The organism is Luteithermobacter gelatinilyticus, from assembly GCF_005849285.1.
GTDB classification, from domain to species: Bacteria; Pseudomonadota; Alphaproteobacteria; order Sphingomonadales; family Emcibacteraceae; genus Luteithermobacter; species Luteithermobacter gelatinilyticus.
In genome coordinates this window covers 1295080-1319953 of the sequence record NZ_CP040517.1, presented here as the reverse complement: position 1 = coordinate 1319953, position 24874 = coordinate 1295080, and the positions used below count along the sequence as shown (strand labels likewise).

The following is a 24874-nucleotide window of genomic DNA, read 5'->3' as shown; positions in this document are numbered from 1 at the left end:
GCCATCCGCGTCTGCAGGACCCCCGGGCTCTCTCAAGGCTGCATATACGCATTTCTGCTAGGCCAAATGGGCATCACACAGAAGACCGGCCACTATTGGAATAATCACTGTTGCAGTGACCCGTATTGGAATGAATTGTGAAGAGCGTGACTCTAGAGTGAATTGTGCATAGGTTGACCCATTCTGCCGGTCAGGTCTGGTTCAGGAGCCAGGGATTTGGTGCAGGTCATACTGGCGGTACGGCCAAGCCAAATCCCGCAGGAACTGGGCCAGACCGGCCCGGCCCTTCGGGTTGGCGGCTTGGGGCCGCTCACTTTGTCAGACGCCTGGCCCGATGTCCCGCATCGCCCGGCACCGTCTTCCGCGTGAGGCGGGCCGCAATCCGCCAACAGAATTGAGCCAACCTATGCACACTTCACTCTAGCCCACTTGGGGCAGGGAATCTTTTGCGGATGAGGCCAGGGTAAAACGCAGAGCAAAACTTTGTTCCTGAGACACCGTGTGCTGAATTTCCGTACCCAGTTTGTCGGCCACGTTTTTTGCCAGAAAGGCCGGCGCGGTTTTCGGCTCAAGACCCTCCGGCGCCACATTGCCCAAAAGAGTTTCGCGAATCTTGTCTTGAAAGATTACTTTCTCGCCTGATGCAGTGATGCCGATCTGCCGGCTCTCACCGTGTTCCTCCACATTGACCTCTAGACGCCCCCCCCGAAGCAATGCTTCTCCGGCCAGCAGTATCAGATTCAGCATCAGCTTGATGGCATCCTTGTTCATCATCTGCACCCGGACATTCCAGGCCACGTCAACCAGGGAGGTAGAAAAAAGAGCCTTAACCGCCTTTTCCGCCTCATCCAGCGGGACCTCCTCGCCAAAGCCCCCCGCCGCCCCGAAGGCCAGACGGAAAAATTGAAGCCTGTTAGATGTCTGCCCGGCGCTCTGCTCCAGAAGCTTCATAACTTCCTGGCGCATCATATCATCGTCTTCCTCAGACAGGATTTCAATCCCGTTGGCAATGGCCCCCACCGGGCTGATCAGATCATGACACAGACGGGAACATAACAGGGCAGCAAATTCAATATCGCTCATGAACCGGTTTTCTCTTGAATTCTCGTGACAGTACAGATGATGTCCCTATAATGCGGACACCCCAAACTTAACGATATTCACGATCAGAAGTCAAAGCAGAAAGTTCAGTTTTATGTCTCACTTGCCTGTTTCTGAAACCCGCCTTGCCGATGTTCTGGTTCCCTGTACCCTGGAAGCCGGGCGGCGGATTATGGCCATCTATAAACAGGACTTTGAAGTGGTCTACAAGGATGACACGTCACCGGTCACAGCAGCGGATGAGGCCGCGGAAGAAATGATCCTGCGGGACCTTGCCACCCTTACGCCTCAGATCCCGGTGGTGGCCGAAGAACGCGTGGCCGCCGGCCATATCCCCGAAGTGAAGGATATGTTCTGGCTGGTGGACCCGCTGGACGGCACCAAGGAATTTATCCGCAAGGGGGGCGATTTCACCGTGAATATCGCGCTCATCCAGAATCGTCAGCCTGTCTTCGGCATCGTTTATGCCCCGGCACTCAAAAAACTCTACCTCGCCCGATCGCCCCGGGAGGCCGTGGTCTGGGATGTAAAGGATGACGCCCTGACGTCATCTAAAACCCCCCTTAAGGTGCGCAAGGTTCCTGAAAGCGGCCTTGTGGGGGTAGCCAGCAAATCCCACCGGGATGCCGAGACCGACACTTTTCTGAAACAGCACGGTATTCGCGACACCCGATCTATCGGCAGTTCATTGAAATTCTGTCTGGTGGCCGCGGGGGAAGCGGATATCTATCCCCGCTTTGGCCCCACCATGGAATGGGATACGGCGGCAGGCCATGCGGTGCTGCGGGCCGCCGGGGGAGAGGTGACCCACCCCGACGGCAAACCATTTCTGTACGGTAAGCCGGATTTCCGTAACGGCCCCTTTATCGCCAAGGGCGGGGTAGAACTATAATCCGATAAGGTTAGAGTGAATTGAGCCAACCTATGCATAATTCACTCTAGGTCAAATCAGCAGATACAGATTTTTACCGAGCGCCCAAAGGCCAAATCCGATCACCACCACACTGGAAAGCCGGTTGATCCACAACAGATGATCATCGGAGAGTTTCTTTTTCATATGAGCCACCCCTTCGGTCAGGGCAAACCACCACAGGCTGGAGCCCAGAAAAACCCCGGCGATCACCAGAAGAGCATTGGGCAGGGACTCCCCCAGTCTCCCCAGCCCCAATCCGGCAAACAGGGCCACAAACCCCAGAATGGTCATAGGATTGGTAATCGTCAGCGCAAAAGTCCCAATTGACGCCTTAACCCAGTCACCGTTCTGATCCTGAACATCACTCAGATGGGGGTGTTTGCGCCAGATATTGACCCCCACGATCAGAAGAACAATGCCGCCACAGACTTCAAACCAGCCATTAAATTCCAGGATTAGCCGGGTAAGGGTCGACAAACCGAATGCCGCCACCGCCCCAAACAGCGTATCCGCCAGCGCCGCCCCCATACCGACCAGAAATCCGTTCCAGGCATTATAGGCCAGAGCCCGCCGGATACAGATGATATTGACCGGCCCCATGGGCGCCGCCACAAGGATACCGATCAGAATTCCCCAGAACAGATAAAGTACCGTCATGAAAATTTTCCAGATAATGCCCGGTCATGTCATCAGCCTCTTTATAGACTCCTGCCCAGGAAGAAAAGTCCCAACGTGCCCGATCGTGTAATTTTTGCCCTTATGAGGCGATATATCCCTATGAGATGATATATAGGAAAAAGATTTGTGGCAGGCGCATGAAAATCGTGGTAGAGCCGGCGAAAAGAAAGAAAAGTCCCTTATGCCGGAGACGAAAATGGAAAACGAAGAAAAAAAAGAGGACCCGATCATAGGCTATATCCTGGATGCTATCGCGGACGGCAGCCAGGTGACGGCCCGTGACATTGCCCTGAAAATTGCCCATGATCGGGCCAAACCAGAAGCGCCCAAGGACATTTGGCGCAAATACATGCTGGCCGTCAAACAGCAGGCCAAACACCTGGCCCGTCAGGGACGCATCAGTATTCTGCGCCGGGGGGTGCCCATTGACCCCAACAAAATGAAGGGGTTGGTGAAGTTTTCACTACCCATGGAGGACGCCACCGAAAACCGGAATGAAACCTCAACGGACGATCACGTCTAGCGGCTGGAATGTCCCTTCGCGTGCCGAAAAGAAACGGATCGTTTCGGCCCCTTCACCACTAACCCGGACAATGCCCCAAATCAGATCGGGTTCGTAAATACGGGCCCTGTCCTGCGCCGAAGGCTCTGCCGGATGATCAGGGTGGCTGTGATAATGCCCCAGAATACGCCTTGTTTCTGTGCCTTGCTCTTTGGGCTCCTGACGCAATTTTTTCTGCCAGTGCACAATCAGCGCCGGGTCAATTTCAAAACTGTCTTTCGGGCGAGCGGAAAGGTTTTCGGCTCTGACGGCCTGCTCAATTGTCATGCCCCGCCCGATCAGCAAGCCACAGGCTTCCTCCGGATACGCCGCCGCGCAATGCGATTTGATCGAGGCCAGGATGTCTGCCGGTATTGTCAGCGCCGTCATTAGAATTTTATTCCGCCCTCTCCGTTCTCTCTACCTGGAAGCGGGTTCTGGTCCGCCCATCTGTCCCGATCAGCAACAAATGACTCGTCTTCCCGTCCTTGACCACACGCAGCAACAACCCCGCCGGCGTCAGACGGCTGTCAGCAATGTCTTCCCCTTCGGCAAGGGATAAGGTGACTTCTGTCGGAAAGTTTTCCACAACCCTCTCACCGCTTTGCCGGACCAGCGCCTGCTGCGCCAGCTCAATTTTCTGCTGCTCCTGCTGTTTCCGTTCAGCCCGGGCAATCAGGCGGCTGGTAATGGTCACAATGATCACGCCAAGCATAATCATAATTAAAATGCCCAGAATGATCACAATCCACTTGAGTAAACGATGATTATTTGGCACCTGTTGTTCTGTCATGACAAATATTGAACCCGATTCTTATCAGTTGACTGTTGAAGACGAGGCCCGGGGCCTGCGTCTGGATAAATTTCTGGCCGAAAGGCTACCGGATATCAGCCGGTCGCGCCTGAAAACCCTGATTACCGAACAGCAGGTCTTTCTCAGCCCCTCCTCCGGCGCGAGAACAATAGACGACCCGTCCTACCGGGTCAAACCCGGTGAGACATTCGAGCTGAAAATTCCGGATCTTGTTGAGCCAGAACCAGAGGGCGAAAATATTCCCCTCGACATTGTCTATGAAGATGACCATCTTCTCGTGATCGACAAACCCGCGGGCATGGTGGTGCACCCCGCCCCCGGCAGTTGGCACGGTACCCTGGTCAATGCCCTGATTGCCCATTGCGGCGACAGCCTGTCAGGCATCAACGGTGTCAAACGTCCCGGCATCGTACATCGCATTGACAAAGACACCAGCGGCCTGATCGTGGTAGCCAAAACCGACAAGGCGCATAAAAAACTGGCCAAACAGTTTGCCAATCACAGCCTGGAGCGGGCTTATCTGGCGGTGGTCTGGGGGGTCCCCAATCCAGCCGACGGCTTCATCGAAGCCAATATTGGCCGCGATCCCAGAAACCGCCTGAAAATGGCCGTGGTGACGGAAGGTGGCAAGGAAGCCCTGACCAATTACCGGGTGCTCCGCCGGCTGGAACCGCCGCGAACTCCCACCAGAAGCGGTGGAGCCTACAGCAGCGGAAAAAAGGTCAAAGCCCTGCGCCTGCCGCCCAGCGTGTCGTTGGTGGAATGCCGGCTGGAAACCGGCCGCACCCATCAGGTTCGGGTGCATATGGCCGCAGCGGGCCATCCGCTGATTGGCGATCCGCTCTATGGGCGCCGCAACCCGCCACTGAAAAACTTTTCAGAGCAGGCACGGGAAGCCATTTCCGGTTTCCATCGTCAGGCCCTTCACGCGCATGTGATTGGTTTTGTGCATCCTGTGACCGGCGAGGTCTTGAAATTCGAGTCTGACCTCCCAAATGATATGAGACGCCTTATTACTGCCTTAGAATCATGATAATAAGGAATATAAGGCACTAAAATATAATCTGATTTAAATGATCACATGAATTAACACTTAATTTGGTCACGCATCCCGCGTAAAATCAGATCAAGAAGAAAAGCAACACATGTTGCGAGGTGGAGAACTCACATGGCAAATAATGATCTGCCTGTCTTAAGCCCGGAAGGCAGTCTAACGCGATATCTTCAAGAGATCCGCAAGTTTCCGATGTTGGAAGCGGATGAAGAGTTTATGCTGGCCAAAGCCTGGCGGGAACATGGCGATACGGAAGCCGCTCATCGTTTGGTAACCTCTCATTTGCGGCTGGTGGCAAAAATCGCCATGGGATATCGGGGGTATGGCCTGCCGATTGGTGAACTGATTGCCGAAGGCAATGTGGGCATGATGCAAGCGGTGAAACGATTTGACCCGGATCGGGGCTTCCGGTTGGCCACCTATGCCATGTGGTGGATTCGGGCATCCATTCAGGAATATATCCTGCGCAGCTGGTCACTGGTCAAGATCGGCACCACCGCGGCCCAGAAAAAGCTGTTTTTTAACCTGCGCCGTCTGAAGGGCCAGCTTGAAGCCGTTGATGAGGGCGACCTGCACCCGGACCAGGTCAAGGAAATCGCTTCGGAGCTGGATGTTTCCGAGGACGATGTGGTGCAGATGAACCGACGCCTGGCTGGCGGGGATCATTCGCTGAATGCCCCATTGCGCGCCGATGCGGAAGGCGAATGGCAGGACTGGTTGGTGGATGAGGACAGCGTCGATCAGGAAACCGCCTATGCCGAAAGCGAAGAACTGGATTACCGGCGGGAGCTCATGGCAAAGGCCATGAAGAAACTGAACGACCGGGAACAGCATATTCTGACCGAACGCCGCCTCAAAGACAACCCGGCCACACTCGAAGAACTCAGCCAGATCTATAATATCAGCCGGGAACGAGTGCGCCAGATTGAGGTCCGCGCCTTTGAAAAACTGCAAAAAGCCATGATGGAAATGGCCAAGGAAAACCAGCCAGCGGCTCTCACCCATCAGGATGACTGAACAAGGACCTCTCCGGATCCCCTGATAGCAGTCATAAAGAAGCCGGCATCCTCTTGTCGGCTTTTCTTAAGATGTTGACACCCCGCGCAGCCAGTCGTATCGCCATCCCCTAAAACACCACCCAGACAATATCCGGCCGCGATATGGTGCGGATCTGAAAAATGCGGATCTGAAAATACATACTTGCATAATTGGACTTAGTTGTTACCCTGAAAAGAAACCAATAAAAAAAACAGGGACATCTTCATGCAACACCTCCTCAGGCAACCAGCATTCAGAAAAGTGGATTTTCCGCCCGTTAACTTGGATATTATAAAGCAGGATGACGGCACGATTTATCTTCAGTCAGCCCAAACACCGCCGGCTTATGATCCCAACCTTCTCTCCATTCTGCAACAGCAGGCCAGAAGCCGCCCGGAAACGGTATTTCTTCAGGAAAAAGACCCTCAAGGCGCCTGGCGCGGCATCACCTATCGCGATTTTTTTCATAAAGTTCTGGCCGCAGGAACATGGCTGCGCCGACGGGATATTCCGAAAGGTCAAAGTCTTCTGATACTGTCCGGGAATTCCATACATCACGCAATTTTCACTTTCGCCGGTTTGTATGCAGGCGTTCCGGTCTGTCCGGTCAGCGTCAATTATGCCCTCATGGGCAATTATGAAAGGCTGGACTATGTGCGCCAGATGATCACGCCTGCCATCATCTTTGCCGAACAGACCTCCCTGTTTCACAAGACACTTGAATACCTGAACGCAGAAGACGTCATACTGATCACCGAACAGCCGGATAGACTCCTTGTCCCGGCCATACCCCTCACAGAAATCCTGGAACCGCTCGTGGACCCAGCGGAGATCGCGCCTGTCGATCAGGTTAACCCGGACGGAATTTTCAAGTTGATGCTGACTTCGGGATCCACGGGGGCGCCCAAGACCGTTATTCATACCAGCCGTATGCTGGCGGCCAATGCGGCATTTTGCAACGCGGTTATGAAAAACGCCACCAGCTGGGCGGATAAAACCCTGGACTGGCTGCCCTGGAATCATGCCTCGGGGGCCCTGGTTCTTGTTCTGGTGATGATGAATGGCGGCACATTATATATTGACGACGGCCGCCCCCTGCCCGGTCTGTTTGAAAAAAGCATAGCCAATATCAGGGAACTGAATGTCAGCTTTCTGACCAATATCCCGCTGGCTTATGAACTGCTGGCGCGGGAGCTGGAAAAGGACGAGGAGTTCCGCAAACAGTTTTTCACAAACATTCGCCACCTTGTTTATGGCGGGGCCGGAATATCACGAAGCGTTTATGACCGGTTTCAGAAAATGGCTCTTACCGAAACGGGAGAAAAAATCCTGTTCGGATCCGGGTATGGGGCCACCGAAACCACCTCGGGCGTGCTGTGTACCTATTTCGAAATTGACGGGCGCGGCATCGGATTGCCCCAGCCAGGGGTCAAAATCAAAATGGTGCCGGCGCGCACCGGCTATGAGCTGCGTCTGGCCGGGGATATCATTACCCCGGGCTATTATGGACGGGCGGACCTGAATGAAACCATTCTTGATGAAGAAGGATATTATTCCATCGGCGATCTGGTGGACTGGGTAGACAGAAGCGTCCCGGAACAGGGTCTGAAATTTGTCGGACGGCTGTCTGATGAATTCAAGCTCGCCACCGGCACCTGGGTCAACAGCTCCGCGCTGCGTGACAGGCTTCTGCGCCGCCTCGCCCCCGATATTTCGGAACTCGTGGTGTGCGGACTAAACCAGGATTACATTGCGCTGCTGGCCTGGCCTGATCCGGAACGGGTACAGCACTCCGGATTTGCGGACCGGGTTCTATCCCGGTTGGCTGCCCATAACCGGGAATTTCCAGGCAGCAGCACCCGTATTGCACGTCTGACGTTTCTGGACACCCCGCCCGACCCTAGCCGCCACGAATTATCCGACAAAGGCACCGTCAACGCCACCGCCGTGCAGGCCAACCGTGCCGATATGATTGAGTCGCTTTTTGCGGAGAATCCTGATGAAAGAGTCTTAGTTATTCCAACATAATTCATTGAAAACAAAGAATAATACAAAAATATCACAAATTACTTGCATAAAAAAACCTTATTGCTATCCTGTAGGTACTTTTATGAAAGTTACTTGGCGAAACATCAAACCTTGAAGGGCGCCGCATCAACAGGCCCAGCACCACAACCCTGGGTCAGAAAACACCGCCTGCAGAAGAAAACCAGGAGTATCCAATGAGCGAAGCAGTTGTTAATGACCCTTATTCCAATCTGCCCATCACCGAAAGGAATGTCCGCATCCGTGCCGATGACGGCTCATTGCCTCCTAACGCGCCTGAGTGGATTTATGAAGTGGACAATCCCTATCTGCATGGCGTATATGCCCCGACCACTGTCGAAACAAATACGAACGACCTTGTGATCGAAGGGAAAATTCCGGAAGATCTGTATGGCGCCTATATGCGCAATGGCCCCAATCCTATCTTTAAACCCAAATATCGCTATCACCCCTTTGACGGGGACGGCATGGTGTCCGCGATCTTTTTTCGGGACGGCAAGGCCAGCTTCATAAACAAGATGATCGAAACCGACGCCCTGAAAAAAGAAAAAGACGCCGGCGAAGCCATCTGGCCGGGGGTCATGGGACCGTTTAATTTCGATCTGCCGGATTTCCCCATCAAGGACACATCCAATACGGATCTGATGTATTTCAACGGCAATATCATGACCCTGTGGTATATGGCCGGTATCCCCTATACACTGAACCCGCAATCCCTGAAAACCACGGGCAAGGAAACCCTGCGGGGGGGCCTGAGACGCGCCATGTCTGCTCATTCCAAGGTGGACTGGTCAAACGGGGAACTGGTCTTTTTCGATTACTGGGATGAACCGCCTTATATGAGTTACGGCATTGCGGATGCGAACGGCCACATCATTCATCAGACTGACATTGAACTGCCCGGCGCCCGCTCCCCCCATGATATTGGGTTTACCAAAAATTATGTCATCCTGCATGATTTGCCTTTTTTCCATGATGTAGACGCGCTTCACGAAACCGACAAAAGGGTGGTGCATTTTCATCGCGAAATCCCGACCCGTTTCGGCATCAACCCCCGTTATGGCAGCGGCGATCAGGTCAAATGGTTTGAATGCGAACCATGTTATATTCTGCATGTCGTGAATTGCTGGGAAGAAGGTGACTGGGTGATTATGGATGGCTGCCGGTCAACCAACCCCTGGCCGGAACCGGATCGCTCTGAAGGGGAACTTGCCGGCATGCTGTCCTATATGCGTCTCGAAGCCAATATGTATCGCTGGAAATTCAACATGAAAACCGGCGAAGTGGTGGAGCACGACATCTGCACCCTGAATACGGAATTTCCCCGCATCAATCCGCTCTATGGCGGTGTGAAAAACAGATATTCCTATAATCAGTATATCATGACAGCCCCGGATGAGGCCCGCACGCTGGCATTCGGCGGACTGATCAAATATGACACCGAAAGCGGCGGTTATGAACGGTATAATTATGGCAAAGACGTTTTCGGCAGCGAAACTCCCTTTGCCCCGCGCAAAGGCGCCACCCGGAACGACCCCGAAGATGACGGTTATCTGATTACCTTCACCACAGACGCCAAAACCTGGAAATCATATTGCCTGATCTTTGATGCGAAAAATGTCAAGCAGGGGCCCATCGCCCGTATCCATCTGCCGCATCGCCTGCCCTATGGGTTCCATTCCAATTGGGTCCGTGGCGAAGACATCTGGAAATAAAATCCGATCCGACGAAGGCTGACAGGGCCTTCGTCCCGACCGGGGCCGGTCTTTACAGAACCATAACAACAAAGATCGCCTCACGTCATAACAGATTAAATTGATAATGCGCACAGGGAGCATTCATGAACGGCAGTACGTCTTCGAGGGTCGGGGGGTTTCTTGCGGGCCTTTTAGTGTCTGCGGCTGTCTCTATCACTGCCTCTTCCGGCGCTATAGCAGCCGCCGGGACCTGCAGTGACATGAAGACATTGGCCCGCAAGGACCTTACCGTGCAGACCGCAGACATGGTCCCGGCCTCGTCCACCCTGCCGGCCTTCTGCAAAATTCGTGGCCAGATTGCCGGGAAAATCGGCTTTGAGGCCCGCCTGCCGGCCGCAGACTGGAACGGGGCGCTGTTCATGGCGGGATGTGGCGGCTTTTGCGGTACGCTACTGCCGGACAAACCCGGTTTTTCCAACAGCATCCTCCCGGCCCTGAAAAAAGGATATGCCGTTATCACCACGGATGGCGGCCATAAAGGACAAAACCATAAGACCGGCTGGGCTTATGACGATCCGGAAGCCCTGGAAATTTTCGCCCACAAACTCTTGCCTTTGACCATCCAGGGGCTGGAGGAACTGACTCATTCTTTTTATCAAAAGCCTGCCCACAGAAAACTTTATTCCGGTTGCTCCAATGGCGGTCGGTTGGGGCTCGTGGCGGCTCAACGATATCCGGAACTGTTTGACGGCATTCTGGTCGGTGGTCCCATTCTGGACATGACCGGCAATGCCGGCATTCACGGCGCCTGGCTGTCCCGCAGCAACACCACACCCGACGGCGACCGGATTTTGACGCCAAGAACAGCCGCGCTTTTGCAAAAAGAGATCCTGGCGCAATGTGATGCCCTGGATGGTCAAAAAGACGGCCTTATCAGCCGACCCGGCCGGTGCAAGCCTGACCTGGACAAATTGTCCTGCAACGCCAGGACAGTTCTTCCCTGCCTGACTTCCGATGAAATTGCCGCCGCCTGGAAATTATACCAAGGCGCACAGGATAAGGACGGCAGGCCATTATTTTTTGGCATTGCGCCGGGCGGCGAACATAATTGGCCGTTGTGGATTACCGGCGATGAAAATAGGCCCGGCTGGGGACAGCGCGCAGGGGAAAATTATCTGAAACTCGCGGCACATCTTTTGAACGTCCCTGATTTGAAAGCCCCAACATTTGATTTCAATCGTCATCCGGCAGTGCTAACGCACTCCTCGCTTCCAGACCTTCTGGACGCCACCGACACGGATCTCTCCGCCTTTCGCAAAAATGGCGGGAAACTTCTGCTTTGGCACGGCTGGGCCGACAGCCTGATTCTGCCGCAGCGCACCGTTCAGTATTACGAGCAAGTCACGACCCGCGACGGCTCCATGGAAATCACGCAGACCTATTTCCGGATGTTTATGGTGCCCGGTCATGGCCATTGCTGGGGCGTGCCGGGCACGGGTCCGGATCTGTTCGATCCGATTGCGACCCTGGAAGACTGGCTGGAGCGGGACCAGGCTCCGGACACACTCAATGCTGTACAGAAATCCGGGAAAGGCGACGTCATCCGAAGCCGCCCCATCTGTGCATACCCCAAGACCGCAACACTGATTCAGGGCAGAAATCCCGATCTGTCCATGAGTTATCGCTGTGAATAACAATGTAAACCATCGGGAAAATTGGCTGAAGTACTACTAAAGGGAGGTCATCTATGACACTGAAAACAAAACACAAACTATTAAGCACGACCTTGGCGGCAACCCTTGTCGCTACAATCGCGAACACGTCGAATAAAGCATATGCCGAAGAAGCCGTCACTTTGGAAGAAATTGTGGTGACAGCCCAGAAAAGATCTGAAAATCTGCAAGAAGTGCCCATTGCCGTGACCGCCATGTCCGGTAAGTTTCTGGAAGATTCCGGTATTGTGGCTCTTGATGAAGTCAGCACCCGCACACCGGGATTCACCATGTCCCGCTTCAATATGGCCCAGCCGCAACTGTTTATCCGCGGCATCGGCTCCACGGATGATTCCGCTTTTGGCGATCAATCGGTTGGCGTTTTTGTCGATGAAGTTTATGTAGGCCGCGCCGGCGGTTCTGATTTTGACCTGATGGACCTGGAACGCCTTGAAGTGCTACGCGGTCCCCAGGGCACACTTTACGGCAAAAACGTTGTGGGCGGAGCGGTAAACATCATTACCAAAAAACCATCCGCCGAGACGCAGGTCAAGCTGCGGGGCTCCTATGGCAATTTTAACCGTTACGAGTTACGCGGTCTGGTGAACGGCGCACTCAGCGACACGGTCAACGCCAAACTGAGCCTGTCCAAAGTGGAACGCGACGGCCATAGCACAAGTTCCATCGACGGCAGAAAATTGAGCGATGAAAACAACTTTTCCGCCCGCGCCCAGCTTTTATTCACCCCCAATGAAGAGGTGGAATTTCTGCTGTCCGCCGATTATTCCCGCGACCGGCTGGCCGGCAACAGCCGTGACTGTTTCGGGGAACAGTTTGTCTTTTTCCCGTGGTTCGCCCCTGGGCAGCCTCTGGGGGCAAGCCCCTGTAGCGAAGACCCCTTTGTCAATGAAAAAACCGTCAACGGATTCCAGAACCGCGACGTCTGGGGCGTTTCCGGCAAAATCACCTGGCAAACCGGACTAGGGGAACTCACCTCCATTACCGCCTACCGCAACAGTGACTTTGAGTTCCAGGAGGATTTTTCCGGCTCTGACGCCAATCTGGTGATCAATAATGTGGACGAGGACGCCAAACAGTTTTCCCAGGAACTGCGCCTGGGCGATGTGTCCGAAGACGGTCGGTTTAAATGGATCGCCGGCCTGTATTATTTCAATGAAAAAATCGACCGGCTGGACAATAATGATTTCCGCGGCAATGATGCCGCCGTCATGGTTACCCCCTCTCCCGTACCGGGGCTGACCTGGGGGCAGCTTCTGCCGCTCACCGGTCAACCCTGGGGACAGGCCCCCTTTAACATCTTTTTTGACCAATTCAACACCACCAACAGTTATGCCGCCTTCGGTCAGGCCACCTATGATCTGACGCAACAGATCAGCATTACCCTTGGCGCCCGTTATACCCATGAGAAAAAAGACGCCGAAATCAACGGCTTCGGGTTTGATCCCACGGGCGGTTTTCTGGCCGCGCCCTATGACGTGAGCCCCAGCCAAAGCTGGAACTCCTTCACCCCGAAAGCCACCCTGGACTATAAAGTTACCGAAGATGCCATGGTCTATGTCAGCTACTCCGAAGGCTTCAAAAGCGGCGGTTTTAACGGCTCCGCTTCCTCCGAGGCCGCAGCCCTGCGGGGGTTTGATCCGGAAAAAGCCAAACAATGGGAAGTGGGGCTAAAATCCATGTGGCTGGACGGACAGGTGCGCCTCAATCTGACCGCCTTCCATATTGACTACACGGACTTGCAGGTTTTCCAGCTAGTCAACGGCGCAGAACTGGTCATCGACAATGCGGCCGATGCCACCAGTAAAGGATTTGAAGCCGAACTTACCGCGGCCTTGACCAAAGAACTGACGTTCAACGCCAATTATGCTTATCTCGACGCCAGCTATTCTTCCTATATCACGGAAGACGGCGAAGATTTCTCCGGCAATCGCCTGACCCGCTCCCCGGAGCACAGCTTCAACATCGCCATGACCTATCAACGGGATCTGGGCGATTGGGGAGTCCTGACCTTGCAGGGCGATTATGCCTATCGCGACGAAATTTTCTTTAACCCGGATAATTTCCGCCTTGATGATGGACGTATTCTGGTGGGAGACGGCAGCCGTTCGTTGCTGGACGCCTATGTGGCGCTGGAATTTGTCCAGCAGGGCCTGGAAGTCAAGCTGTGGGGCAAGAATCTTACCGATGAACTGTATCGGGTGCATGGCATTGATGGACGCGGCCCCTTTGGTCTGACCAACAGTGCCGCCGTCGTATATGGCCTGCCGCGCAGCTATGGCGTCACACTCACCTGGCAGTTTAACTAATCACCTCTTTTGTCGGGACGGGGGAATCCCGTCCCGTCTTTCAAAAAAACGTGAAGGCTTATGACACCCTCTCTGGAAAACCCGCTGGTCGGGACCTGGCACTTGCTGGAATGGAAGATTTCCTATTCCGACGACCGTCCCGACAGTTATCCCTATGGCCCTGACGCCATCGGCATTTTGGTCTATACCGAAGACGGATACATGTCCGCCAATATTTCCGCCGCCCACAGACCGCGACTTTCCGGCGGCAGCCTGCGTCGCGCCACGCCCGAAGAGAAAATCGCCGCCTTTGAAAGCAATTTCAGTTATGCGGGCCCCTACCGCATCAATGGACAAACCGTGACCCATACTGTCCAACATGCCCTCAACCCCAATATGCTGGGGACGGAACAGGTACGCCAGATGGCGTTTCAGGACAATAAACTGACTTTAAGCGCCAACGAGGTTTTGCCAGAAACCGACCTGATCCGTCATCACCGCCTGATCTGGTTTAAAAAATAGAGGCACCCCATGAGTGATATTTTCAGAAAGCATCAGGAAACATTAAACAAGGCCCTGGAGGCCTGCCGGAAACGTTATAACTGGAGTCCCTTCATCGACAATCCCAGTCCCCGCCTTCACGGCGAGGAAAAAATCAGGCAGGGTCAGGCCGCCTTTGAAGCCCATCTGGGCAAGAGTTTTGATCTGGAACAACCCGGCACCATCGGGCGCACGGGCCATGAAATTTCCCCCTACACCCAAACGCCGCTGGGTATTGATTATCCCAAACCGGACATCGAAGTCCTGTTTAAGGCCGCTGGAAAAGCCCAGGAAAGCTGGCAGGAACAAAGCGTTGAGGAACGCTGTGGCGTATTACTGGAAATCCTGACGAAACTCTCAGAACAGGCTTTCGAAAATGCCCATGCTACCATGCATACGGCCGGGCAGAGCTTTCCCATGGGTTTTGCCGGTAGTGGTTCCAACGCCCTTGATAGAGGACTGGAGGCGCTGGCTCATGCCTATCGCGCCATGACGGAAATTCCCGCCACCGCACAATGGGAAAAACAGTTCGGCAGACAGGATGTCCGACTGGAAAAACGATATCTTCTGCGGCCGCGTGGCGTGGCCATTGTGATCTGCTGCGCCACCTTCCCCGCCTGGAACGCCTATCCGGCGATCATGGCCAATCTGGCGACGGCCAATCCGGTGATCGTCAAACCACATCCCAATGGCATTCTACCAATGGCCATTGCTGTAAAAACCATGCGCCAGGTGCTCAGTGAACTGGGGCATGATCCCAATCTGGTCACCCTTGCTCCGGACCTGGCGGATGCGCCGATTACCAAGGAACTGATGACCCATCCGGCCACCAAAATTGTGGATTATACAGGTAGCGCCCGTTTCGGGACCTGGATCGAACAGAATATCCGCAATGCGCTGGTCTATACGGAAACCGCCGGAGTCAATAGCGTGGTGCTGGAATCTGTGGACAACTTGGATGCCACACTCGGCAGCATTGCCCAGACCCTGTGCCTGTTTTCCGCCCAGATGTGCACCAGCCCCCAGAACATCCATATCCCGGCATTGGGAATCACTGTAGCTGGACAAAAGGTGCCCTATGACGAGGTGGTCGCAAAATTGGTGGAGGCGGTCGAAGTCCGCGCCCGTAATGAAAAGCTGGCCCCCAACCTGTTTGGCGCCATCCAGTCGGAAAACAGCCTCAGACTCCTGGAACAGTATGAACGGATTGGCCGCGAGAGGGGCAGGATATTGCGGCAATCGACTCCTTATGCCCATCCGCATTTTCCCGAGGCGCGCACCGCGACCCCGCTCATGATTGAGCTGGAGGTTACAGACCGCGACATCTATCAGGAAGAGGTTTTCGCGCCCATCGCCTTCATCATCAAATCCGAAACCCGCGAGCAGGCCCTGCAACAGGCCACCAGTGACGCCCGCACGCACGGCGCCATCGCCAGTTATTTCTACAGCACCGATCCTGATTTCCTGGCCAAAGGACAGATGGCCTTCGCCAATGCGGGCGCGTCACTCACCTGTAATCTCACCGGCCCCATGCCGCTCAATTTCGCGGCGGCCTATAGCGACTATCACGTAACGGGGCTGAATCCAGCGGGCAATGCCTGCCTCACCGACCTTGCCTTTGTCGCCAACCGTTTTCGTATCATCCAAATCAGGTATCCCCATGTCTCATAACACCGACTTTGACGTTACCGATAAAACCGTACTGATCACCGGCGCCTCATCCGGCATCGGCGCTCATCTGGCCCGCGCCTTTGCCACGCGGGGAGCGAATGTGGTGCTCTGCGCCCGGCGTCGGGAAAACCTGGATTTGCTGGCCGGAGAAATCGGGGAAAATGCCCTTGCCGCAAGCATGGACGTCACCAGTCCCAACAGTGTGCGGCAGGCCTTCGTGGCGGCAGAACAGGCCTTCGGGCCGGTCACGGTGCTGATCAACAATGCTGGCGTGGCGCGAAACGGGCAAAGTTGGGAGCAGGCGGAAGGCGACTGGGATTTTGTCATGGACGTCAATCTCAAGGCCGTCTGGCGGGTCGCCAAGGAAGCCGCCGCCAGAATGCTTGCTCACAAGATGAACGGCTCAATCATCAACATCTCCTCCATCCTGGGGGTCGGCACCCAGCCGGGATATACCCTTTATGCCACATCCAAGGCCGGTGTCATCCAGATGACCCGCACCATGGCACTGGAGCTGTTTGGCAAGGGCATCCGGGTCAATGCCCTGTGTCCCGGATATTTCCAGACGGAAATGAACGACGCCTTTTTCTCATCGACAAAAGGCCAGGCTTATGTCCGGAAGACGCCGCCCGGCCGGCTGGGTCAGCTTGAAGAACTGGTGGGCCCTGCCCTACTTCTGGCCAGCGAGGCCGGAAGTTTTATCAACGGTGTCGCCCTGCCCGTCGATGGCGGCCATCATGTGAGATTAATCTAAGGGATTGGAAAATGAATTTTGCTCTCTCCCCGGAAATCGAAGAATACCGCCGCCGGATCCGCGATTTTGTCAGCCGGCATATAATCCCGGTGGAAAATCAGCCCGAGGCGCGCGATGCCCACGAAAACCTGAAAATCGAGGAACTTGACCGACTGCGCAAAATAGCCCGGGCCGAAGGACTCTGGGCCTTGCAAATGCCCAAAGACCGCGGCGGCCAGGGACTGCCGATAGTGGGCATGGCGGCCTGTTACGAAGAAATGAACCGGTCGTTGTTTGGGCCAGCAGTGTTTAATGCCGCCCCGCCGGACGACGGTAATATGATCCTACTGAACAAGGTCGCGACAGAGCAACAAAAACAAAAATGGCTCCAGCCGATCATCGACGGCAAGGTCTGGTCAGCGTTTGCCATGACCGAACCCGCGCCCGGATCCGGATCCGATCCGGCGGGCATGATGAAAACCACTGCCACCCGACAAGGCGACAACTGGGTCATTCACGGGCGCAAATGGTTCATCACCGGGGCCGAAATTGCCAGCCATTTTATTCTCGTCGCTCGCACGTCCGACGATCCGCGCCGGGGGCTTAGCGCCTTTCTGTTTCACCGGGACCAGCCGGGCTGGCGCATTGACCGGCGCATCGGCATCATGGGCCCGGAAGAACATGGCGGACACTGTGAAATCGTCTTTGACGGGCTGGAAATCCCCGATGAAGACCGGCTGATGGAAGTGGGCGACGGGCTGAAGGCCACCCAGATCCGCCTGGGTGTGGCGCGGCTCACCCATTGCATGCGCTGGCTGGGGCTTGCGCGCCGGGCCATGGAAACCGCCTCGGGATATGTGCAGGAACGCAAAGCCTTCGGCTCCACTCTCGCCGATCATGAAGGGGTGCAATGGATGGTCGGCGAAGTGGCCAAGGACATCCAGATCGGCCGCCTGCTGACCATGCACGCCGCCTGGATGCTGGATCAGGGCGATTTCGCCCGCAAGGAGGTCTCCATGGCCAAGATCCATGTGGCCGACACCCTGAACAAGGCGGCGGACACCGCCATCCAGCTGATGGGCGCACAGGGGTATTCCAAGGACAGTATCCTGGAATGGATTTACCGTTATGCCCGCCAGGCCAAGCTGGTGGACGGGGCCAGCGAAGTGCATAAAATGGTGCTCGCCCGCCAGTTCATGAGCAATAGTGCCGACTTCTGGCACTGGGGTGTCTGAGATCCCATCGACAGGTTCAGGGCAAGGTGAGCTTCATGCCCCGGCTTTGCCTTTCAGGCCCCGTTCAGAGTCTTGTCAGCATTGTCTTTTTCAATATCCTTGAATCCGGCGGAAAAGAACGGGATCATGCGATTATAAATTGCCTGAAAGTCGGACGACTTGCATAGCCCGCCGGACAGTTCGTCAATGCGCCCGGTTTGCGCAAAGGTCAGGGTCAGGGCCCCGGACAGGAAATGATAGCCCCAGAAAATTTTCTCTTCCCGGACCCCTGGCATGGCCTTTTTCAAGGCCTCGATGAACCGCAGCACCAATGGATTAAAATGTTTGCCGATCATAACGTTGCCCCATACGGAAGAATTGTTGATATATGCCACTAGAGCACAATAATGCTTCCAGCCCGGATCCTCACTTTCCTGAACAAACTCCAATGGCCGCAAAAAAGCTTCAATAATACTTTCCACTGAAGGCCCTTCCGGTCCCGCCGCCCTTTCACATTCTTCCAATGCCTTCAGACGGGCATCGTTCAGGATCTTGGCCCGCCTCAGAAAAACACTTTCAAATAGATCCCGTTTTCGCCCAAAATGATAATCAATCAGCGCCAGCTTGACGCCCGCCTTTTTTGACACCTGCCGCAAGGTTACGCCGTCATAACCGTGAATGGAAAACAATTCCTCCGCCGCATCAAGAATAAGTTCTTTTCTGGAATTTTTTTTACCAGTTCTGTTTTTTGCGAGTTCTGACATCGACATCTTCTTTCCTGGCCTGTCTGTTGACCTCTCCTGTTCGTCATATAACCCCATTTCCCCGACCGACACAAAACATTATTGACTCCTGGACAATCGTCCAGTAATAATAATTGGACAAATGTCCAGTTTATTTCAGAATGATAAATTATATAGGGAACACCACTCATGAGACTGCTTAAAACCTTACCCATGAAAGCCGCTCTGCTGGCCAGCGTTTTCGTTCTTGATATGACCCGTGCAGCGCCCAGCCTGGCTATGGGAGACAATGACATCAATGATGCAGAGGCAAAGGCAGAGGCGGAAACGGCCCTGACCCTGGAAGAGATTATCGTGACAGCGCGCCGCCGGGATGAATCCCTGCAGGAAGTACCCGTGGCCATTACGGCCTTTACCGGTAAGGATCTGGAATTCAACGGCATCAGGGATATTTCCGAACTGGCGCAAAGCGCGCCCAGCGTCACCCTGGAACCCTCACGCGCCACCAACAGTACCCTGACCGCCTTTATTCGCGGGGTGGGCCAGCAGGACCCGCTGGCCGGGTTTGAACAGGGGGTGGCGATTTATCTGGACGACGTATATCTGGCCCGTCCCCAGGGCACCCTTCTGGATATTTATGATGTGGAACGGATCGAGGTGCTGCGGGGCCCACAGGGCACACTTTATGGCCGTAACGCGGTGGGCGGGGCCATTAAATATGTCACCCGTCGCCTTTCCACCGATCCCAGCCTGTCGTTGCGCGCTTCCGTAGGCAACTTCGGCCAGATTGACGGCGTGGCCAAGGGGTCCGTCCCCCTGACCAACACTTTGCGGATCGGTGGTGCCGTGGCGTCCCTGAACCGCAACGGATATGGCACCAACCTGACCACCGGCGCGGAAAATTATAACAAGGAAATCCTCGCGTTCCGCGCCAGCCTGGAATGGGAGCCCACGCCAGATGTGTTCATCCGCCTCAGTGGCGATTATACGGACGATGACTCCAACGCCCGCCACGGCCACCGGGTCAATCCCGGCGCTGTCAGCGGTGCGCCAGTCCTGGACAATGTCTTTGACACCCGCGCCGGGGCTGAAATCAACGCCTCCACTTCCGGTATTGACGGCAATAACGAAGTAAAGGTCAAAGGGATCAACGGCCTTCTGGAATGGCAGGTCAGTGAAACCATCAGCTTCAAGTCCATCACCGCCTATCGGGAAGATTATACGGAATCAGTGATTGATTTTGACAGCCTGGAAGTTGATGATCTGGATGCTGCCGTCATCTACGACAACCAGCAATTCAGTCAGGAGTTCCAGATTTCCTATACTTCGGACCGGATCAAAGGCCTGATCGGTTTTTATTATCTTAATGCGTCGGCTGCCAACGATTTTGACGTGGTGCTGGGGCAGCTGGGCCGTATCGCCTTTGGCAGCGAACTGACCGCCTATACCGGTGGGGTGGTGGACACCGAAGCCTGGTCCATTTTCGCCGATTTCACCTATGACTTGACCGACCGCCTGTCCCTGTCCCTTGGCGGGCGCTATACCAGCGACAAACGTTCCGCGGATGTGTTGCGGCAGTCTTTCCTCGGCGTGCCGTCCATCTTTTTTGGCAACGACGCCGCCATTCTTCTCGCCACCTCCAGTGATTTTGAGGCGGAACGGACCTTCAATAAATTTACGCCGCGCGTGGTTCTGGATTATGCGATTTCAGAGGAAGCCACCACCTATGCATCTTTCTCCAAGGGCTTCAAGGCCGGCAGCTTTGACCCGCGCGGTGCCAATCTGGTGGCCGGCGGCGAAGATGTGGAAAACGGCTATGAACCGGAAAACCTGACGACCTATGAAATCGGGGTGAAATCCACCCTGGCGGACGGACGTCTGCGCCTGAATCTGGCGGCCTTTTACAGCGATTATAGTGACATGCAGATTCCGGGATCCCTGCCCATTGATACCAATGGCGACGGTGTCAACGACGATTTTGTCGGCACGGTCACCAACGCGGGTTCCGCCACCATCAAAGGCATCGAGGCCGAAGGCACCCTTCTGATCACCGATAATCTTGTCCTGCGCGGCAGTCTGAGTGTATTGGACGCCGAAATCAATGAATGGATTTTCAACGGTGTGAATATCGCCGATGAACGGGAGGTTCAGAACACCCCGGAATTCATGTCTTTCCTGCAACTAACCTATAGCGTGCCCCTGGCGGACGGTAAATTGTCGCTGTCCGGCAGTTGGTCCCACAAAGGGTCCGTCGTTCAGTTTGAAATGCCAGTGCCGGAAATCGACCAAGACGCCTACAGCCTGTTTGATGCCAGTCTGGTCTGGACCGACAACGAGGGTGTCTGGAGCCTGGGGCTGCATGGTAAAAACCTGTCCGACAAGCGCTACAAAACGGCCGGTTATAATTTCGGCGCGCCCTATACTCCGCTGGGACTGGAAAACAATATCACGGCCTTTTTCGGCCCGCCGCGAACCGTAACCTTTACCGTAGGATATAGTTTCTAGCCTATGGACACAGGGATGACGGAACCAGGCCGGTTCCGTCATCATCTCCAAGATTTTGTGACCGTTGCCCCCAATTTCAGAAACCGCAAGAAAAACACAGGCAAGATCCCGATGACAGTTTTTCCCCTTCAAACGCCCTTATTGCCCGATATCATTGCCCTTCATGGCAAATGGCGCGCCTCGGACCCCGCCCTCATTTGCGAAGATCGCCTTGTTACATGGCAGGCGTTCGCAGAAAACCAGAACAGAGTGGCCCACGGCCTTTTGGCGCTGGGCCTTAAGAAAGGAGATCGGGTAGCTGTTGTTATGAGCAACAGCATCGAAATGGTCGAAATCCTGTTCGGCATTTTCCGGGCGGGATGTGTTGCCGTGCCACTTAATCTTGCCGTTTCCGATGACCACATTGTACGCATGATTAAAGATTGCGGCGCCAGAGCCCTGATCGTGACCGCGGATCAGGCTTCCCGCTTCGCCGCCCTTCCCCATGACCTGGCGCCCCTCCGCCTTTGCGCAGGCGAGGTGAACGAGAACTGGATTGATTACGCCACCTGGAAAGAAAATCAGCCTTCAGACCCGCCGGATATCCCCCTCGCGCCCGACGATCCCATCAACATCATTTACAGTTCCGGCACCACCGGTACGCCCAAGGGCATTGTCCACACCCAGCAAGGGCGTCTTAATTTTGCCCAGGCCATTTCCCTGGCCTTACATTATAGTGGCAAAATCCGCACTCTGGTCAATATCGGGCTCTATTCCAATATCAGCTGGGTCTCCATGATATGCACCCTCTTGAACGGGGGAACCCTCATCATCCAAAAAAAATTTGACGCGTTGGATTTCCTGACAGCCGTTCAGGAGTTACGCATCACCCATTGTTCGATGGTGCCGGTTCAATTCCAACAAATTTTAGAGCTCAAGGGCCAAGAAAAATTCGATTTAAGCTCTCTGCGGGCCGTGATGAGTTGTGGATCCCCCCTTCATGCCTCCTTGAAAGAAAAACTTTGTGCCCGTCTTTCCGGTTCCCTGATCGAGCTATACGGCCTGACCGAAGGGATCAGCACCACCATAGAGCCCGAAGACGGCCTGCTGCGACCCGCCTCGGTGGGCAAACCCAACCTTAGCGTAGATCTAAAAATTATCGGTCCCGATGGCCGGGAAATGCCGCCCGGTGAAAAAGGGGAGATCGTCGGCCGCAGCAGTTTCCTGATGTCCGGTTATTTTAACCGCAAGGATGCTACAGAAGAAGCGACTTGGACGGATGAGGCGGGCAAAAAATGGCTGCGAACTGGCGATCTGGGTCATCTTGACGAAGAAGGATTTTTATATCTCACCGGACGATTGAAGGACATGATCCTGTCCGGCGGGCAGAATATCTATCCCGAAGACCTGGAAACCGTCCTGATGCAGCATGATGCGATCAGCGAAGCCGCCGTCATCGGAATAAAATCCCGCCGGTGGGGCGAAACGCCGCTGGCGCTTGTCGTTCTGCACAAGGGAAAACCCGTCCCTGCGGAAGACATTCGGGAATGGTGTAATGCCCGTCTGGGCCGACAGCAAAAAATTTCGATGCTAAAAATTGTAAATCATTTGCCGCGCAATCCCAACGGCAAGATCCTCAAAAACATCCTGCGAGAGAAATATGGAAATATTACCTGTGACTGAGACCGGCACCGTCTGGCAGAACGAACTCCATTACCACAGCAGGGATGGGCTGAAACTTTTTGCCCGGGACACGGCTTCAGATACGATCGGGCAAGAGGCACAGGACCTCCCTCTGCTCTGCCTGCATGGCCTGACCCGCAACTCCCTTGACTTCGAACCGCTGGCCGAGATGCTTCCGCAGTACCGGATCATCGCCCCGGATCAGCGCGGCCGCGGTCGTTCCGACTATGACCCTAATCCAGCTCATTATGACATCAAGTATTATATAGCCGACATGTTCAGGCTCATTGATCATATGAAGCTCAACAACATTATCCTTGTGGGGACCTCCATGGGTGGCCTGATGGCTATGGTGATGGCCGCCATGAAACCCCATCTGTTCAGGGGCATCGTGCTTAACGACGTCGGTCCGGAAATTGACCCGGCGGGTCTTGAGCGGATCAAGCAGTATGTGGGCAAGGGCCGGCCGGTGGGTTCGTGGGAGGAAGCCGCCAAACGGGTACGCCAGATCAATGCCCTAGCTTTTCCGGACTATACCCAGGAAGATTGGATGAAATTTGCACGGCGATCTTACAAACTTGACACAAACGGACGGCCCATACCCGCCTATGACAACGCCATCGCGCTCCCTTTCGCTGCGCCCACCAGCAAACTCCACGTCCTCAAAGCCCGGGTTTTGGCTTTTCTCAAGCGCCTGGTTTTTGGGGACCTTTGGCGTCTTTTTGGGCGGCTTGGGAATATTCCCATCCTGTCCATTCGCGGCGAACTGTCCGATATTCTGTCTGCCGAAACACAACAAAAAATGGCCGCCCGCCACCCGCAGTTTTTCCCGGTCACCATTCCGAACCGGGGACATGCTCCCATGTTGGACGAGCCGGAAGCCATCACAGCCCTGGAAGAATTTGTTGCAAAGCTTCAGCATGATTGACCGGAAACATATCGGGAAAACACTGGGTAGCCATATCGTCACAATCCGGACAGATAACCTGAGGCGTTTTGCCCGTGCCACCGGGCAGAACAACCCGCTCTATCTGGAGGAAGGGTATGCCCGCGCAATGGGACACCCTGCCCTGCCGGTGCCACCCACCTATCTGTTTTGTCTGGATTTTATGCAGGCAGATCCCTATGCGTGGCTGTTTGACATGGGGGTCAATCAGCATGACCTGTTACATGCGGGACAATATTTTCTTTATCATTCTCCCCTTTATGCCGGGGAAAATGTCAAAATCTCTTCTCGTATCGCCGACATCTATGACAAAACAGGCCGCAAGAGCGGCACACTGACCTTTATCATCAAAGAAACCCTTGTCACCACTACAACTGATACGAGGGATCGTCTTCGCCTTACCAGCGGGGGAAAAATCGCCGAAATGCGATCAACTTTCGCGGTCCGCCATACCCCTACTGCCGCCAGAGAACAATCCCATGCTTAACCATGAACATCTTGAGCCCGGCCAGATGTTATCCCGCCCGGCCCCGCTCCGGATCACCAGGGCCCTGCTCGCCTCTTATGCCGCCGTTTCGGGGGACCATAACCCCATTCATCTTGACCGGGCATTCGCCCGGGCCGCCGGTATGGAGGATGTTTTTGCCCAGGGCATGCTGGTCATGGCCTATGCCGCCAATATCCTCACAAGTCAGGTCCCCCCGCACTGTATCCGCTCCTATGAGGGGCGCTTTACGGCGCTCACCCAGCTTGAAGACATCTTACAGGCACAAGCCATGATTACCGATACATATGACACAGCAACGGAAAAAAGGATTGACGTGAAAATCGTGGTGACCAACCAGTGGGAAGAAGAAAAATTCACGGCCCGTGCTGTTCTGGTTTTTCCCTTCGATACCGATTGAGCCAACCTATTCACAGTTCACTCTAAAATAACAACGGGTCACTCTAAAATAACAA

23 protein-coding genes are annotated in these 24874 nt (G+C 54.7%); 18 read left to right on the top strand and 5 right to left on the bottom strand.

All coding sequences use genetic code 11. The annotated features are described in order from the left end of the window. Positions 1-219: 219 nt before the first annotated feature. Entirely contained in the window at positions 220-369 is a 150-nt protein-coding gene (locus FE788_RS14050) for a hypothetical protein (RefSeq protein WP_168190295.1), read from the top strand. Between the two features lie 51 nt (positions 370-420). Here FE788_RS14050 and FE788_RS05855 read toward each other — a convergent pair whose 3' ends face one another. Then, positions 421-1083, bottom strand: a complete 663-nt coding sequence (locus FE788_RS05855) for a histidine phosphotransferase family protein (RefSeq protein ID WP_138379764.1) — start codon at positions 1081-1083, stop codon at positions 421-423. 112 nt (positions 1084-1195) lie between these two features. Between FE788_RS05855 and cysQ the strand changes: the two genes are divergently transcribed. After that, positions 1196-1993 carry a 3'(2'),5'-bisphosphate nucleotidase CysQ gene (cysQ, locus tag FE788_RS05850; RefSeq protein ID WP_138379763.1) on the top strand — a complete coding sequence of 266 codons (798 nt, stop codon included), beginning with the start codon at positions 1196-1198 and terminating at the stop codon, positions 1991-1993. Between the two features lie 51 nt (positions 1994-2044). Here the strand turns inward: cysQ and FE788_RS05845 are convergent, their stop codons facing one another. Beyond that, positions 2045-2671 carry a LysE family translocator gene (locus tag FE788_RS05845; RefSeq protein ID WP_138379762.1) on the bottom strand — a complete coding sequence of 209 codons (627 nt, stop codon included), beginning with the start codon at positions 2669-2671 and terminating at the stop codon, positions 2045-2047. Positions 2672-2888: 217 nt separating this feature from the next. Between FE788_RS05845 and FE788_RS05840 the strand changes: the two genes are divergently transcribed. Continuing rightward, the gene (locus tag FE788_RS05840) at positions 2889-3215 is read left to right on the top strand and encodes a DUF3253 domain-containing protein (RefSeq protein WP_168190294.1); all 327 of its coding nucleotides are present in this window, start codon (positions 2889-2891) and stop codon (positions 3213-3215) included. Here FE788_RS05840 and FE788_RS05835 read toward each other — a convergent pair. Both FE788_RS05835 and FE788_RS05830 read right to left on the bottom strand, forming a co-directional pair. Then, positions 3195-3623, bottom strand: coding sequence for a M67 family metallopeptidase (locus FE788_RS05835; RefSeq protein WP_138379760.1), 429 nt, complete (start codon positions 3621-3623; stop codon positions 3195-3197). The two genes, FE788_RS05840 and FE788_RS05835, sit on opposite strands and share 21 nt — an antisense overlap. Before the next feature lie 7 nt (positions 3624-3630). Beyond that, positions 3631-4026, bottom strand: a complete 396-nt coding sequence (locus FE788_RS05830; protein WP_138379759.1) for a hypothetical protein — start codon at positions 4024-4026, stop codon at positions 3631-3633. Between FE788_RS05830 and FE788_RS05825 the strand changes: the two genes are divergently transcribed. The 10 genes from FE788_RS05825 to FE788_RS05780 all read left to right on the top strand — a co-directional run bounded on the left by FE788_RS05825 (position 4025) and on the right by FE788_RS05780 (position 18079). Next, positions 4025-5080: an RluA family pseudouridine synthase gene (locus FE788_RS05825; RefSeq protein ID WP_138379758.1), complete on the top strand. Its 1056-nt coding sequence runs from the start codon at positions 4025-4027 to the stop codon at positions 5078-5080. The genes FE788_RS05830 and FE788_RS05825 overlap by 2 nt on opposite strands. Before the next feature lie 135 nt (positions 5081-5215). Then, positions 5216-6118 carry an RNA polymerase sigma factor RpoH gene (gene rpoH / locus FE788_RS05820; protein WP_138379757.1) on the top strand — a complete coding sequence of 301 codons (903 nt, stop codon included), beginning with the start codon at positions 5216-5218 and terminating at the stop codon, positions 6116-6118. A 246-nt stretch (positions 6119-6364) separates the two neighbouring features. Next, the gene (locus FE788_RS05815) at positions 6365-8167 is read left to right on the top strand and encodes an AMP-binding protein (protein WP_138379756.1); all 1803 of its coding nucleotides are present in this window, start codon (positions 6365-6367) and stop codon (positions 8165-8167) included. Between the two features lie 194 nt (positions 8168-8361). Continuing rightward, on the top strand, positions 8362-9900 hold the full coding sequence (locus FE788_RS05810) for a carotenoid oxygenase family protein (protein ID WP_138379755.1): 1539 nt from the start codon (positions 8362-8364) through the stop codon (positions 9898-9900). A gap of 242 nt (positions 9901-10142) precedes the next feature. Then, positions 10143-11576 (top strand): tannase/feruloyl esterase family alpha/beta hydrolase, encoded by a 1434-nt coding sequence (locus FE788_RS05805; protein WP_168190292.1) that lies wholly within the window; start codon positions 10143-10145, stop codon positions 11574-11576. 53 nt (positions 11577-11629) lie between these two features. Then, positions 11630-13921 carry a TonB-dependent receptor gene (locus FE788_RS05800; protein ID WP_138379753.1) on the top strand — a complete coding sequence of 764 codons (2292 nt, stop codon included), beginning with the start codon at positions 11630-11632 and terminating at the stop codon, positions 13919-13921. Positions 13922-13981: 60 nt separating this feature from the next. Then, positions 13982-14422, top strand: coding sequence for a lipocalin-like domain-containing protein (locus tag FE788_RS05795; RefSeq protein ID WP_138379752.1), 441 nt, complete (start codon positions 13982-13984; stop codon positions 14420-14422). 9 nt (positions 14423-14431) lie between these two features. Next, positions 14432-16111: a phenylacetic acid degradation protein PaaN gene (gene paaN, locus FE788_RS05790; RefSeq protein WP_138379751.1), complete on the top strand. Its 1680-nt coding sequence runs from the start codon at positions 14432-14434 to the stop codon at positions 16109-16111. Then, complete coding sequence (locus FE788_RS05785; RefSeq protein WP_138379750.1) at positions 16101-16865, top strand: SDR family NAD(P)-dependent oxidoreductase; 765 nt, start codon at positions 16101-16103, stop codon at positions 16863-16865. The genes paaN and FE788_RS05785 overlap by 11 nt, the downstream gene beginning before the upstream one ends. A gap of 11 nt (positions 16866-16876) precedes the next feature. Continuing rightward, the gene (locus FE788_RS05780; RefSeq protein WP_138379749.1) at positions 16877-18079 is read left to right on the top strand and encodes an acyl-CoA dehydrogenase family protein; all 1203 of its coding nucleotides are present in this window, start codon (positions 16877-16879) and stop codon (positions 18077-18079) included. A 53-nt stretch (positions 18080-18132) separates the two neighbouring features. Here the strand turns inward: FE788_RS05780 and FE788_RS05775 are convergent, their stop codons facing one another. Beyond that, the gene (locus FE788_RS05775; protein ID WP_138379748.1) at positions 18133-18822 is read right to left on the bottom strand and encodes a TetR/AcrR family transcriptional regulator; all 690 of its coding nucleotides are present in this window, start codon (positions 18820-18822) and stop codon (positions 18133-18135) included. A gap of 168 nt (positions 18823-18990) precedes the next feature. Between FE788_RS05775 and FE788_RS05770 the strand changes: the two genes are divergently transcribed. The 5 genes from FE788_RS05770 (at position 18991) to FE788_RS05750 (ending at position 24819) form a co-directional block, all read left to right on the top strand. After that, positions 18991-21306: a TonB-dependent receptor gene (locus FE788_RS05770; protein WP_168190291.1), complete on the top strand. Its 2316-nt coding sequence runs from the start codon at positions 18991-18993 to the stop codon at positions 21304-21306. A gap of 111 nt (positions 21307-21417) precedes the next feature. Continuing rightward, on the top strand, positions 21418-22968 hold the full coding sequence (locus FE788_RS05765; protein WP_138381301.1) for a class I adenylate-forming enzyme family protein: 1551 nt from the start codon (positions 21418-21420) through the stop codon (positions 22966-22968). Continuing rightward, on the top strand, positions 22961-23896 hold the full coding sequence (locus tag FE788_RS05760; protein WP_210414158.1) for an alpha/beta fold hydrolase: 936 nt from the start codon (positions 22961-22963) through the stop codon (positions 23894-23896). The genes FE788_RS05765 and FE788_RS05760 overlap by 8 nt, the downstream gene beginning before the upstream one ends. Then, positions 23889-24401, top strand: a complete 513-nt coding sequence (locus tag FE788_RS05755) for an FAS1-like dehydratase domain-containing protein (protein WP_138381300.1) — start codon at positions 23889-23891, stop codon at positions 24399-24401. Before FE788_RS05760 ends, FE788_RS05755 begins: the two co-directional genes overlap by 8 nt. Beyond that, entirely contained in the window at positions 24394-24819 is a 426-nt protein-coding gene (locus FE788_RS05750; RefSeq protein WP_210414157.1) for a MaoC/PaaZ C-terminal domain-containing protein, read from the top strand. The genes FE788_RS05755 and FE788_RS05750 overlap by 8 nt, the downstream gene beginning before the upstream one ends. Positions 24820-24874: the final 55 nt, after the last annotated feature.

Bases quoted from the DNA above. Each gene is read 5' to 3' on its own strand.
- FE788_RS05770 (WP_168190291.1), top strand. From the start codon at position 18,991: ATGAGACTGCTTAAAACCTTACCCATGAAAGCCGCTCTGCTGGCCAGC.
- rpoH (WP_138379757.1), top strand. From the start codon at position 5,216: ATGGCAAATAATGATCTGCCTGTCTTAAGCCCGGAAGGCAGTCTAACG.
- FE788_RS05780 (WP_138379749.1), top strand. From the start codon at position 16,877: ATGAATTTTGCTCTCTCCCCGGAAATCGAAGAATACCGCCGCCGGATC.
- FE788_RS05750 (WP_210414157.1), top strand. From the start codon at position 24,394: ATGCTTAACCATGAACATCTTGAGCCCGGCCAGATGTTATCCCGCCCG.
- FE788_RS05815 (WP_138379756.1), top strand. From the start codon at position 6,365: ATGCAACACCTCCTCAGGCAACCAGCATTCAGAAAAGTGGATTTTCCG.
- FE788_RS05755 (WP_138381300.1), top strand. From the start codon at position 23,889: ATGATTGACCGGAAACATATCGGGAAAACACTGGGTAGCCATATCGTC.
- FE788_RS05830 (WP_138379759.1), bottom strand. From the start codon at position 4,026: ATGACAGAACAACAGGTGCCAAATAATCATCGTTTACTCAAGTGGATT.
- FE788_RS05765 (WP_138381301.1), top strand. From the start codon at position 21,418: ATGACAGTTTTTCCCCTTCAAACGCCCTTATTGCCCGATATCATTGCC.
- FE788_RS05835 (WP_138379760.1), bottom strand. From the start codon at position 3,623: ATGACGGCGCTGACAATACCGGCAGACATCCTGGCCTCGATCAAATCG.
- FE788_RS05840 (WP_168190294.1), top strand. From the start codon at position 2,889: ATGGAAAACGAAGAAAAAAAAGAGGACCCGATCATAGGCTATATCCTG.
- FE788_RS05805 (WP_168190292.1), top strand. From the start codon at position 10,143: ATGAAGACATTGGCCCGCAAGGACCTTACCGTGCAGACCGCAGACATG.
- FE788_RS05775 (WP_138379748.1), bottom strand. From the start codon at position 18,822: ATGTCAGAACTCGCAAAAAACAGAACTGGTAAAAAAAATTCCAGAAAA.
- FE788_RS05855 (WP_138379764.1), bottom strand. From the start codon at position 1,083: ATGAGCGATATTGAATTTGCTGCCCTGTTATGTTCCCGTCTGTGTCAT.
- paaN (WP_138379751.1), top strand. From the start codon at position 14,432: ATGAGTGATATTTTCAGAAAGCATCAGGAAACATTAAACAAGGCCCTG.
- FE788_RS05800 (WP_138379753.1), top strand. From the start codon at position 11,630: ATGACACTGAAAACAAAACACAAACTATTAAGCACGACCTTGGCGGCA.
- FE788_RS05825 (WP_138379758.1), top strand. From the start codon at position 4,025: ATGACAAATATTGAACCCGATTCTTATCAGTTGACTGTTGAAGACGAG.
- cysQ (WP_138379763.1), top strand. From the start codon at position 1,196: ATGTCTCACTTGCCTGTTTCTGAAACCCGCCTTGCCGATGTTCTGGTT.
- FE788_RS05810 (WP_138379755.1), top strand. From the start codon at position 8,362: ATGAGCGAAGCAGTTGTTAATGACCCTTATTCCAATCTGCCCATCACC.
- FE788_RS05795 (WP_138379752.1), top strand. From the start codon at position 13,982: ATGACACCCTCTCTGGAAAACCCGCTGGTCGGGACCTGGCACTTGCTG.
- FE788_RS05845 (WP_138379762.1), bottom strand. From the start codon at position 2,671: ATGACGGTACTTTATCTGTTCTGGGGAATTCTGATCGGTATCCTTGTG.
- FE788_RS05785 (WP_138379750.1), top strand. From the start codon at position 16,101: ATGTCTCATAACACCGACTTTGACGTTACCGATAAAACCGTACTGATC.